Origin of the sequence: Phocaeicola abscessus CCUG 55929 (genome assembly GCF_000312445.1) — a bacterium.
Lineage (GTDB): Bacteria > Bacteroidota > Bacteroidia > Bacteroidales > Bacteroidaceae > Phocaeicola > Phocaeicola abscessus.
Genome location: NZ_HE997183.1, coordinates 116,317 through 128,074 on the forward strand (window position 1 = coordinate 116,317; position 11,758 = coordinate 128,074).

General features: G+C 46.4%; 10 protein-coding genes and 2 tRNA genes. 8 read left to right on the forward strand and 4 right to left on the reverse strand.

Annotation, left to right across the window (positions count from 1 at the left end; all coding sequences use genetic code 11):
• The first annotated feature begins 96 nt into the window (after positions 1-96).
• Both BN102_RS04515 and BN102_RS04520 read left to right on the forward strand, forming a co-directional pair.
• Positions 97-2,286 (forward strand): glutamine synthetase III family protein, encoded by a 2,190-nt coding sequence (locus BN102_RS04515; protein ID WP_019207901.1) that lies wholly within the window; start codon positions 97-99, stop codon positions 2,284-2,286.
• Positions 2,287-2,383: 97 nt separating this feature from the next.
• Positions 2,384-3,085, forward strand: a complete 702-nt coding sequence (locus BN102_RS04520; RefSeq protein WP_019207902.1) for a Crp/Fnr family transcriptional regulator — start codon at positions 2,384-2,386, stop codon at positions 3,083-3,085.
• A gap of 26 nt (positions 3,086-3,111) precedes the next feature.
• Here the strand turns inward: BN102_RS04520 and kdsA are convergent, their stop codons facing one another.
• The 4 genes from kdsA to gap all read right to left on the reverse strand — a co-directional run bounded on the left by kdsA (position 3,112) and on the right by gap (position 6,907).
• Positions 3,112-3,915, reverse strand: coding sequence for a 3-deoxy-8-phosphooctulonate synthase (gene kdsA, locus BN102_RS04525; RefSeq protein ID WP_019207903.1), 804 nt, complete (start codon positions 3,913-3,915; stop codon positions 3,112-3,114).
• Positions 3,916-4,848 carry a diacylglycerol/lipid kinase family protein gene (locus tag BN102_RS04530; protein WP_019207904.1) on the reverse strand — a complete coding sequence of 311 codons (933 nt, stop codon included), beginning with the start codon at positions 4,846-4,848 and terminating at the stop codon, positions 3,916-3,918. It lies immediately after the preceding gene.
• A 2-nt stretch (positions 4,849-4,850) separates the two neighbouring features.
• On the reverse strand, positions 4,851-5,774 hold the full coding sequence (gene miaA, locus BN102_RS04535; RefSeq protein WP_019207905.1) for a tRNA (adenosine(37)-N6)-dimethylallyltransferase MiaA: 924 nt from the start codon (positions 5,772-5,774) through the stop codon (positions 4,851-4,853).
• Positions 5,775-5,875: 101 nt separating this feature from the next.
• Positions 5,876-6,907, reverse strand: a complete 1,032-nt coding sequence (gap, locus tag BN102_RS04540; RefSeq protein WP_019207906.1) for a type I glyceraldehyde-3-phosphate dehydrogenase — start codon at positions 6,905-6,907, stop codon at positions 5,876-5,878.
• 141 nt (positions 6,908-7,048) lie between these two features.
• Here gap and mscL point away from each other — a divergent pair, with 141 nt between their 5' ends.
• The 6 genes from mscL to BN102_RS04570 all read left to right on the forward strand — a co-directional run bounded on the left by mscL (position 7,049) and on the right by BN102_RS04570 (position 11,587).
• Positions 7,049-7,432, forward strand: a complete 384-nt coding sequence (gene mscL, locus BN102_RS04545; RefSeq protein WP_019207907.1) for a large-conductance mechanosensitive channel protein MscL — start codon at positions 7,049-7,051, stop codon at positions 7,430-7,432.
• 114 nt (positions 7,433-7,546) lie between these two features.
• The gene (guaA, locus tag BN102_RS04550; protein WP_019207908.1) at positions 7,547-9,091 is read left to right on the forward strand and encodes a glutamine-hydrolyzing GMP synthase; all 1,545 of its coding nucleotides are present in this window, start codon (positions 7,547-7,549) and stop codon (positions 9,089-9,091) included.
• A 41-nt stretch (positions 9,092-9,132) separates the two neighbouring features.
• Positions 9,133-10,032, forward strand: a complete 900-nt coding sequence (epsC, locus tag BN102_RS04555; RefSeq protein WP_019207909.1) for a serine O-acetyltransferase EpsC — start codon at positions 9,133-9,135, stop codon at positions 10,030-10,032.
• A gap of 10 nt (positions 10,033-10,042) precedes the next feature.
• A complete protein-coding gene (locus BN102_RS04560) occupies positions 10,043-11,302 on the forward strand; it encodes a mechanosensitive ion channel family protein (protein WP_019207910.1) in 1,260 nt (419 codons plus the stop codon).
• Between the two features lie 113 nt (positions 11,303-11,415).
• Positions 11,416-11,502, forward strand: a tRNA-Ser gene (locus tag BN102_RS04565).
• A 12-nt stretch (positions 11,503-11,514) separates the two neighbouring features.
• A tRNA-Glu gene (locus BN102_RS04570) sits at positions 11,515-11,587 on the forward strand.
• Positions 11,588-11,758: the final 171 nt, after the last annotated feature.

The following is an 11,758-nucleotide window of genomic DNA, read 5'->3' on the forward strand; positions in this document are numbered from 1 at the left end:
GAGAAATTTCCGTCTCAAAAAATAGATTAACATAATTGCCTGTATTAAATGTAAATAATGTAAATTTGCAAGCGACAACTAATAAAAGAAGACATTATGTCCAAAATGAGATTTTTTGCACTCCAAGAGTTAGCAAGTCGTTATCCTGTCAACGTCCCCTATCCGTCCGAAAGACTGTCGGATTACTATGGGGACCATGTATTCAATCGAAAGAAGATGCAGGAATATCTTCCTCAAGAAGCATACAAAGCAGTTATCGATGCGATGGAAAAAGGAACTCCCATCAATGCGGAGATGGCGGATATGATTGCCAATGGAATGAAATCGTGGGCGAAGACCTTGCACGTCACGCATTATACGCATTGGTTTCAACCATTGACCGATGGAACTGCGGAAAAACACGATAACTTCATCGAATTGGACAAAAACGGAGATGTCATCGAACGCTTCTCGGGAAAATTGCTTGTGCAACAAGAACCCGACGCTTCTTCTTTTCCGAGCGGAGGAATCCGCAATACTTTCGAAGCACGAGGATATACTGCATGGGATGTGTCTTCTCCGGCTTTTGTCGTTGACAAAACCTTGTGTATACCGACCATCTTTATTTCCTATACGGGAGAAGCGCTTGACTATAAAACCCCGCTCCTGAAAGCTTTAGCAGCGGTAGATAAAGCAGCTACGGCCGTTTGTCAGATGTTTGACAAGAATATTAAGCGTGTGGGAGCGAATTTAGGTTGGGAACAGGAATTTTTTTTGGTAGATATCGCTCTTTACAACGCTCGCCCGGATCTGTGTTTGACAGGACGGACGCTGATGGGGCATTCATCGGCCAAAGATCAACAATTAGACGACCATTACTTCGGTTCCATACCTCCTCGGGTTACGGCCTTTATGAAAGAACTGGAGTTGGAATGTTATCGTCTTGGCATTCCTGTCAAAACCCGCCATAACGAAGTTGCTCCGAACCAATTCGAATTAGCGCCCATCTACGAAGACGTCAACTTAGCCAATGATCATAATCAGTTGTTGATGGATCTGATGAAACGAATCGCCAACCGACACAACTTCACTGTTCTGCTGCACGAAAAGCCGTTTAAAGGGATTAATGGCTCAGGAAAACACAACAACTGGTCGCTTTGTACCGATACCGGAATCAACCTGTTCGCACCTGCCAATACGCCCGAAGGTAACATGCTTTTTCTCACGTTCGTTGTCAACGTGTTGATGATGGTATATAAAAATCAGGATTTACTTCGAGCGTCTATCTCCAGCGCGGGGAACAGCCATCGTTTAGGAGCGAACGAAGCCCCTCCGGCCATCCTCTCTATCTTTTTAGGCAAGCATCTCTCTCACATGTTGGATGAAATCGTCGACCGTTTGGATAATGCGGAATTAACGGCAGAGGAGAAACGCCAATTGCAATTAGGTATTGGAAGGATACCCGATATTATTCAAGACAGTACGGACAGAAACCGTACCTCTCCTTTCGCTTTCACCGGGAATCGATTTGAATTCCGTGCCGCAGGAGCTTCCGCTAATTGTGCTGCGGCGATGATTGCCATCAATGCGGGAATGGCTCATCAGTTGCACGAATTTAAAACGGAGGTCGATCATTGGATGAGGCGTGGACTCGATCAGGAGCGAGCCTTGTATAAAGTCTTGCGAAACCTGATCATCGCTTCGAAGAACATTTGCTTTGAAGGCGACGGCTATTCAGAAGAATGGAAAAAAGAAGCCGAGAAACGCGGACTGACAAATGTTCATAGCGTGCCTGAAGCTATTATGAAATTTAATGATCCGCAGTCGCGCGCAGTTCTTCTCGGAGAAAAGATCTTCAATGAAAATGAATTGAACAGTCGTATAGAAGTAGAATTAGAAAAATTCACGAAGAAAGTCCAGATCGAAAGTCGCGTGTTAGGCGACTTAGCCATCAACCATATCGTTCCTATCGCAGTGATTTACGAAAACAGACTGATGAAAAACTTGCATTATATGAAAGAACTCTTCGGTGAGGAAGAGTATCAGAAAATGGGAACCGACCGTAAAGAATTGGTAAGGGAAATCCAACATCGCATCCTATCCATAAAAAAAGAGGTCAAAGATATGACAGAGGCACGTAAGACAGCGAACCATTTGGACAATGATATCGACAAAGCGTTCAGTTACAGCAAACACGTCTGTCCTTATTTAGAAGTGATTCGTGACCATATAGATCATTTGGAATTGGAGATAGATGATGAGATATGGCCCCTGCCCAAGTATCGGGAATTGCTGTTTACCCAATGAAAATGTGAATATATTCTCCCATTTTTTACTGTCGATTAGAATATTTCATTTTTTTCCTTTATATTTGTGCTCCATAACATGGTTATTAAGCATAATAATGGTAAAAAAGGAATTGACAAATACGGATATCGCTGAAAGTATTCCGGATCTATGGAAGCCGCTGACTCCTAAGCAACAAGAACTTCTTGCTCAGAATTTTACGATTCATAGATATAAAAAGAATGAATTGATCTATTGTGAAGGCGAAAAACCCATGTATCTCATCTGCTTGCTCAACGGAAAAGTGAAAATTTTTAAAGAAGGTGTAGGCGGGAGAAATCAAATAATTCGAGTAGTCAAAGAGAAGGAATATTTCGGATACCGCGCTTATTTTGCGGAAGAAGAATACGTTACTGCCGCTTCCGCGTTCGAAGTATGTACAGCTTGTTTGATACCGATGACTACTATTATCGAATTGCTGAGGGAGAACCATGAACTGGCGAGATTTTTTATTAAACAGCTGTCGATTGATTTAGGTATTTCAGACGAGAGGACGGTTAACTTGACTCAAAAGCACATTCGCGGCCGCTTGGCAGAGTCTTTACTTTTCTTAAAAGATACCTACGGCTTGGAAGAAGATGATTCTACTTTAAGCATTTACCTTTCCAGGGAGGATCTGGCAAATCTGTCGAATATGACGACGTCGAATGCAATTCGTACCTTATCGAACTTCGCGGCCGAGAAAATCATAGCCATTGACGGCCGAAAGATAAAATTAATCAATTTGGAGGTATTGAAAAAAATAAGCAAAATCGGATAACGCTTCCCAAGCGTATCGTTTTACAATCATTGAAGCGCCTTCCTAATCTTTACCAATTTCTCCAAGAGTCCTTCGAGCAAATCGAGTTTCAACATATTGGCTCCGTCGCTCTTAGCGATGGAAGGATCTTCGTGAGTTTCCATGAATATTCCATCCGCGCCGACTGCGATGCCGGCTTTTGCTATCGTTTCGATCAGTTGCGGTTGACCACCAGTTACGCCGTCTGTTTGATTAGGACGTTGCAAGGAATGCGTCGTATCTAAAATAACCGGATGGCCAAACGCCTTCATCGTCGGAATTCCTCTGAAATCCACAATTAAGTCCTGATACCCGAAAGTCGTTCCCCGTTCTGTCAACATGACCTTATTATTTCCTGTTTCGATGATTTTTCCCGCAGCGAAACTCATTGCCTCCGGAGAGAGGAACTGCCCTTTCTTTATATTGACGACCTTTCCTGTCTTCGCTGCAGCAACCAATAAATCTGTTTGTCGACAAAGGAAAGCAGGAATCTGAAGCACATCCGCATATTCAGCAGCCATTTCCGCCTCTTCAACGGCATGAATATCCGTTACGACCGGAATGTCAAAGGTTTGATGTACCGTTCTTAACACCTGCAACGCCTTTTTATCGCCAATACCGGTAAAAGAATCGATTCGAGATCGATTCGCCTTTCGATAGGATCCCTTGAATAAATAAGGTATATGCAATTTATCAGTAATCTTCACGATCCGTTCCGCAATGCGTAAAGCCATCTCCTCGCCTTCGATTACGCAGGGACCGGCGAGGAGAAAGAAATTATCCGCTGCTTTTAAATCTTGGAATGTAATCATTTAATTCGGAATTATTAAAGTTAAAGCTTCAGGGATAATCGATAGTTCCATCGGGAAATGTTTCTCTATTAATAATCTGCCATCCAGGCTGATAGCAGCATTCTGCGCACGCAACACTTTCACTGATTTAGTCCGGTAGGAATGAACCATCTTATGGTTTAAGATCCTTCCCTGTAAAAGCATCCATAGCCCGGAGATCAATTGGTACAATTGGGGGCGATAAATGATGGATACATCCAGCCATCCGTTATAAGGGGAGGCGCTGGGAGTCAACCCATAGCCCCTCGCACTGCCTACGCAAACAGTCATTATCCTCCCCCTGATATGTTCTCCGTTTATGCAAAGGTGAGTCCGATACAGTTTTCGTTCGAACCCTAACAAAAACATAGACGAGATAAAAGATAATGTCTGCATTCCCCAGAATCGTTTCGTTCCGCTCGAGATCACGACGATTCGCGCGCTGAGACCGACGTATACCGCATCGACAAAGTAACGGTGAACGTGTAATCGACCATTGTAAAAACAACATTTCCCTATATCGATTCTTCGAGTACGACGGTTTATTATCCAATCTATAGCCTGCCGGTAATCATCCACATCCAGTCCCCAGAACTTGGCAAAATCATTGCCGATACCATTGGGTATGATACCGAAAGCAATTTCTTTCTTACTCGGTACATTCGAAGTCATGATACCATTAACGGCATCATTTATAGCGCCATCTCCACCGACGACGACAATCGTTTTATATCCGTTATCGGCTAAGATACGGGCCAAGCGTTCTACGGAACCATATCCTTCGGATTGCACATAATCAAAACATACATGTTTACTTTCCATGTATTCTCGGATCTTGTTCCAACGCTTCTGTTTTTTTCTGGAACCTGCTTTCGGATTATAAATGATGCCCCACCTATTAGGATCTATCGCCATATTTATTCTTTATTAGCTAACAATTTCAATATTTCGTTCACCTTCTCTTCCATCGGCCATGCGGCGTCTATCCAGTTTATGATAAATCCGCGGCGCTCCATTCCTCTGAACCATGTCATTTGTCTCTTTGCAAACTGATGGATGGCTGTTTCCAACCGACTGAACATTTCTTTGTAAGTCAGCTGTCCTATTACATATTGGGTGAGGTATTTGTATTCCAGTCCGTAATATATCAGATCTTCAGCCGGAATACCCTCTTCCAATAATCCTTTTATCTCGTCTATCATCCCTTCATCCAATCGTTGTCTCAAACGTCTGGTGATTCTTTCTCTCCTGCATTCCCGATCAATATCAATACCGATAATCAAGCTGTTCAAGGAAGGGAATTCACATCGTTTCGCCGATTGGTGAAGATAATATTCTTCAATTTCGATAGCTCTGACAGCGCGCTGCGCCGTATCTATGTCCGTTTTATTATGCAGTTTCTTATAAGTAGACAATTTTGCCGCCAATTCCGATAAAGAAGCGCCGGATAGCGAAGCCCTTAATTTCGGATTCGCAGGGACATCGACTAATTTATATCCTTTCAATACCGATTCCAAATACAATCCGGTTCCTCCGCAGAGGACGGGTCTCTTCCCTTTGGCAAGAATGATTTGATAAGCTTTCAGAAAATCGCGTTGGTACTCGAACAAGCTGTACTTATACCCCGGCTCGACCATATCAATAAGGTGATAAGGTATTTGTTTGCCATTGATCACATATTCGTTTAAATCCTTGCCTGTCCCTATATTCATACGACGATACACTTGACGGCTATCCGCACTGATAATTTCCGTATCGAACAAATATGCGACGGTAGCAGCCAAAGGGGTTTTTCCAGAGGCAGTCGGACCCAATATGGTAATCAAATCGTAGTACAACATGTAGCAAAGATAGCTAATTTGGCAAACTATCCATAGAATAAGGCGTAAAAAAACCGCCCAAACGAAAATTGGACGGTTTATTTTTTCAGCTAAATCGGCAATCAGCCATTATATTTTTTCATGATCTTGATCAAGTCGACTACTTTATGCGAGTAACCGATTTCGTTATCATACCATGAAACGACTTTCACAAACTTGTCTGTCAAGTATACGCCTGCATCGGCGTCGAAGATGGAGGTCAACGAGCAGCCTAAGAAGTCGGAAGAAACGACTTTGTCTTCCGTATACCCCAAGATTCCTTTCAATTCTCCTTCAGCGGCATTTTTCATGGCTTTGCAAATCTCTTCTTTGGTGGCAGGTTTTTTCAGGTTGACCGTCAGATCGACCACGGATACATCCAACGTCGGAACACGCATGGAAATACCGGTCAACTTTCCGTTCAGTTCCGGAATGACTTTGCCTACCGCCTTAGCAGCCCCCGTAGAGGAAGGGATGATATTGCCCGAAGCGGCACGACCGCCGCGCCAGTCTTTCAAGGAAGGACCGTCGACCGTACGTTGAGTGGCGGTTGTAGAGTGAACGGTGGTCATCAAACCTGTTTCGATGCCGAACTTATCGTTCAGAACTTTAGCAATAGGCGCCAGACAGTTCGTGGTACAGGAAGCGTTAGACACAATCTGTTGCCCCGCATATTTATCCGTATTGACGCCACAGACGAACATATCTGCCTGACGGCCGTCATCGCCTTTCTTCGACGGAGCGGAAAGAACGACATATTTAGCGCCAGCCTGAAGATGTTTTTCGGCCTTATCCATCGTTAAATAAAGACCTGTAGATTCCACCACATATTCAGCACCGATCTCATTCCATTTCAAATTAGCGGCATCCTTCTCTGCCGTGATACGAATGCGGTTTCCGTTGACCACCAATTCATTCCTTTCGACATCGGCTTCAATCGTTCCGTCAAATTGGCCGTGCATTGTATCATACTTCAGCATGTATGCCATGTAATCCACCGGCAGAAGGTCATTGATACCTACTACTACTACATCGTTCTTGTTAACCTCTTCGAGAGTCGAACGGAATACGAAACGGCCGATACGACCGAAACCGTTAATACCAATTTTAATCATTTCACTAAGTTATTTATAATGTTATAAAATATCTCTGACACTTTGTATATAATTAAATAAATCTTCTTACTTTTGACGGCGCAAAGTTATAAAATTCTTTCTATATTTGCATGGGATATCACTATTAAATTATATAAATTTATGAGTAAGTTCGTTCAAGAGTTCAAAAGCTTTGCTATGCGTGGCAATGTGATGGACATGGCCGTCGGTGTAATCGTCGGCGGGGCTTTCGGGAAAATCGTCAGTTCTTTGGTCGACGACATCCTGATGCCGATTGTCGGCTCCTTTACCGGGGGTGTGGATTTCACTAACCTCGCGGTTCGCATCGGCGAGGCGAATATCAAGTATGGGATGTTCATTCAGAATATCATCGATTTCTTAATTATTGCATTCTGTATTTTCCTGATGATTAAGGGGGTCAACAAACTCTCGAAAAAGAGAGAAGAGCAGCCTGCCGCTCCTCCTGCTCCGACGAAAGAGGAAACATTACTGACCGAAATCCGCGACTTGTTAAAAAACAAATGAACGCTGTTCCTTTTCTGTCAGGAACCATCCCGTGGAGTGCATAATCGATGTAAGATTTGACTATGCACTCCTTTTTTATTATCTTCGCAACCAAATTGAAAACATCTCTTTTGTATGCAACAAAAAATTGTCATCCTCGACTTCGGTTCTCAGACGACCCAACTCATAGGTCGTCGTATCAGGGAACTCGATACGTTTTGCGAAATACTGCCTTACGATAAATTCCCCGCCGATGACGCTTCCGTCATCGGGGTCATATTGAGCGGTTCTCCTTACTCCGTGCACGATTCGGCAAGATTTAAGGTCGACCTCAAACCTTTTATCGGGCGCATTCCGGTGCTCGGCATCTGTTATGGGGCACAGTATATGGCCGATATCTTCGGAGGTCAGGTCGACCAAGCCAATACGCGGGAATACGGTCGCGCCAATCTGGAACATATCGATGCAGCGGATCCTCTTTTCAAGGGAATTGAAAAGAATTCGCAAGTATGGATGAGTCATGGCGACACCATCACGGTTCTTCCGGCAGATTATCATGCCATCGCATCGACGGCAGACGTAAAATACGCAGCCTATGCCGGTTCGAAGCTACCGGTATGGGCCGTTCAGTTTCATCCGGAAGTATTTCATACGACACAGGGGGCTCAGCTCCTGAAGAATTTCGTGGTCGATATTTGCGGCAGTCGACAGGAATGGAGCGCCGCTTCGTTCGTAGAAACGACTGTTGCCGAGTTAAGGCGGCAGTTGGGGAACGACCGGGTTATTCTGGGTTTGAGCGGCGGCGTGGATTCTTCCGTTTGTGCTACGTTATTGCACAAGGCTATCGGGCAGAATTTGACTTGTATTTTTGTCGACCACGGGATGCTTCGCAAAGACGAGTTCCATCAAGTAATGGATGCCTATTCCGATCTCGGCCTGAACGTTATCGGCGTGGATGCCAGCGAAAAGTTCTTTTCGGATTTGAAAGGAATCACGGATCCCGAGCAAAAGCGCAAGCTCATCGGTCGCGATTTCGTAGAGATCTTCAACGCCCAGGCAAAGCATATTACCGATGCGAAATGGCTGGCGCAGGGGACTATCTATCCGGATCGCATCGAAAGCCTGAATATCACGGGGAAAACCATTAAGAGCCATCACAATGTGGGCGGACTGCCCAAGGATATGAAGCTGCGCCTATGCGAACCGTTGAAATGGTTGTTCAAAGACGAGGTGCGGCGGGTAGGCCGCGAATTGGGAATGCCGGAACGCTTGATCGGACGCCATCCCTTCCCCGGGCCCGGGCTGGGCGTACGCATCTTGGGCGAGATCACTCCTGAAAAGGTGGCCATCCTTCAGGAAGCCGACGATATTTTCATCGAGGGCCTACATCGCTGGATCGACGAAGACGGCAGTCCGTTGTACGACAAGGTATGGCAGGCGGGAGTCGTTCTGCTGTCGACGGTACGCAGCGTGGGAGTCATGGGCGACGAACGCACCTACGAGCATCCGGTAGCGCTCCGGGCAGTGACCAGCACGGATGCGATGACTGCCGATTGGGCGCGCCTTCCTTACGAATTTCTAGCTAAGGTTTCGAATGAAATTATCAACAAGGTAAAGGGGGTCAACCGCGTATGCTATGATATCTCTTCCAAGCCTCCGTCGACGATCGAGTGGGAATAAATACCAGAAAGTTATCGCAGGATCGAATTATAAATACACTCATGAACTCGTTGAATTTTTCAGACATTCTTACCAAAGCCATCGATGAGCTGTCGGAAAGCAAATCGTATTCCAAACTCTTCCATCAGCATAAGGACGGCAGTCCGTTGCCTTCGGGCAAAGCTTTGAAAGAGATCATCGAACTGACCCGGGCCATTCTGTTTCCCGGTTATTTCGGAAACTCGTCCACCAATAGTCAGACCATCCGGTATCATTTGGGGGTTAACGTCGAGCGTCTGTTCGATATGCTGACGGAACAGATCCTTGCCGGGCTTTGCTTCGGCAGCGACGAAGAATTTTGCAGCTGCACCGATTCGCAGCGAAACAAGGCGGCCGCGCTGTCGGCGAAATTCATCAGCACCTTGCCGCAAATGCGGGCTACTCTTGCCACCGACGTCGAAGCCGCCTATACCAGTGATCCCGCCGCCCATTCGTACGGAGAAGTAATCAGTTCTTATCCGGCGATCCGCGCCATCGGCAATTACCGTATCGCCCATCAGTTATTGATACTCGGCGTTCCTTTCATTCCGCGCATCATTACGGAGATGGCGCATAGCGAAACGGGCATCGACATCCATCCGGGGGCCCGGATAGGAAATTATTTTACGATCGATCACGGAACCGGCGTGGTCATCGGAGAAACGACGATCATCGGCAATAACGTAAAGCTGTATCAAGGCGTTACGTTAGGCGCCAAGAACTTCCCCTCGGGCAAGAACGGCAAGCCGATCAAGGGCATTCCCCGACACCCGATTATAGAGGATAACGTCATCATCTATTCCAACGCTACGATATTGGGGCGCATTACTATCGGACACGACGCAACGGTGGGGGGCAATATCTGGGTGACGGAAGATGTTCCCGCCGGGACGAGAATCGTTCAAACCAAAGCTAAAAAATAATACTACCATCATGTTTACAAATGAATTTGCAGGAGAATTGTTCAACCGGATCCACGTATTGTTGAAGCGGTTAGGATGTTCGGACAGCGTGGCGGATAGCCTGGACGGAATCCTATTCTTAATTCTGATCGTCCTCCTGGCATTTGCTGTCTCGCGCGTCGTTTACTATGTCAGCCTCCGCTTTATCAAACGCATTCTGAAAATCAAGCATGTTCCGCTATTGGAGACATTAGTCAGGAACAAGGCATTGAAGCGGGTGGCCCATGTATTGCCTCCCATCCTGATCTCCGCCTTGCTGCAGATGGTATTCGATCAGCAATCGCAATGGTACGCATTCACGTCGAAGGTCACGTGGCTGTATTTCTTCGCCTCTCTGTTGATCGCTTTCAACGTGATTATCAAAGCCGTCGGCGATACGGCGATGGAGCGCCAGCAATTGGGAAAGAGCAGGCCTATCCGCGGCCTCATCCAGGTGATACAGGTGATCGTATCGTGCATGATTTTGATCTCCATCGTCGCCGTTCTGCTCAATAAGTCGCCTATAGCCATCTATGCCGGATTAGGAGGGTTTGCCGCTGTCTTGCTGTTGATTTTCAAAGATTCCATCTTGGGGTTGGTAGCGGGTATTCAGCTGACACAAAATGACATGGTGCGCATCGGCGACTGGATTGTGGTTCCGAGTGCCAGTGCCGACGGAATCGTGATCGACATTACCTTGAACACGGTGAAAATTCAGAATTGGGATAATACGATCGTGACACTTCCTCCGTACAATCTCATTTCCAACTCTTTCTTCAACTGGAAAGGGATGGACAATTCCGACGGCCGTCGGATCACCAAGGATATTTATTTGCAACTGGACCGGATCAAGCGATGCACGCCGGAATTCTTGGAGAAGATGAAGAGCTTCGATAAGGATCTGGCACACTTTATCACGGTCAAGCAAGCACAGGAAAGAGAAGGAATAGTAATCAATACGGAAAACCCGGCCGGATTGGTGAACGGCACGATAGATACGAATGCCGGCCTGCTCCGGGCCTATATGGAGATATACCTGCGCAGGCACCCGGCGCTCAATCGGGATATGACCATGATGGTCCGCACGCTCGCCCCCACGGCAAACGGCATTCCCATACAGCTGTACTGCTTTTCGAAGAACAAGAAATGGGAAAGCTACGAGTCCATTTCGGCAGAAATACTCGAGCACTTCGTCTCGGTCATGCCGCATTTCGGGATTGCGCCGTTCCAAGCCCTATTCAGTAAGAAATGAGGCAGGCCGTTCCGTAAAAAGGCGCGCTCAAAAAAAAGCGCAAAAGGTTTGCAGAATTGGAAAACGGAGGTTATCTTTGCAGCGCATTGACTACGATGCACAAACTGACAGGAGGAAGTTTGGGTGAGTGGCTGAAACCAGCAGTTTGCTAAACTGCCGTACGGGTAACCGTACCGGGGGTTCGAATCCCCCAGCTTCCGCGAAAAATAAAAGGCGCATTCGTCTAGTGGCCTAGGACACGGCCCTCTCACGGCTGAAACCCGGGTTCGATTCCCGGTTGCGCTACCTCCCGAGCGGGTGTATCAAACGGTACGCCCGCTCGTTCTATGAGGCGCCATCTCCCCCTTCCGCCCGTTCGCCTCCCATCCCCTCGCGCGGCGGCGATACGGATCCGTCGGTACGGAATCCCGCGCTCGCAGCATGGGCTGCTCCATTTTATACTTATAAAAAATGTTA

Bases quoted from the DNA above. Each gene is read 5' to 3' on its own strand.
- miaA (WP_019207905.1), bottom strand. From the start codon at position 5,774: ATGTTGTACTACGATTTGATTACCATATTGGGTCCGACTGCCTCTGGA.
- BN102_RS04515 (WP_019207901.1), top strand. From the start codon at position 97: ATGTCCAAAATGAGATTTTTTGCACTCCAAGAGTTAGCAAGTCGTTAT.
- epsC (WP_019207909.1), top strand. From the start codon at position 9,133: ATGAACTCGTTGAATTTTTCAGACATTCTTACCAAAGCCATCGATGAG.
- BN102_RS04530 (WP_019207904.1), bottom strand. From the start codon at position 4,848: ATGGCGATAGATCCTAATAGGTGGGGCATCATTTATAATCCGAAAGCA.
- BN102_RS04560 (WP_019207910.1), top strand. From the start codon at position 10,043: ATGTTTACAAATGAATTTGCAGGAGAATTGTTCAACCGGATCCACGTA.
- guaA (WP_019207908.1), top strand. From the start codon at position 7,547: ATGCAACAAAAAATTGTCATCCTCGACTTCGGTTCTCAGACGACCCAA.
- kdsA (WP_019207903.1), bottom strand. From the start codon at position 3,915: ATGATTACATTCCAAGATTTAAAAGCAGCGGATAATTTCTTTCTCCTC.
- gap (WP_019207906.1), bottom strand. From the start codon at position 6,907: ATGATTAAAATTGGTATTAACGGTTTCGGTCGTATCGGCCGTTTCGTA.
- BN102_RS04520 (WP_019207902.1), top strand. From the start codon at position 2,384: ATGGTAAAAAAGGAATTGACAAATACGGATATCGCTGAAAGTATTCCG.
- mscL (WP_019207907.1), top strand. From the start codon at position 7,049: ATGAGTAAGTTCGTTCAAGAGTTCAAAAGCTTTGCTATGCGTGGCAAT.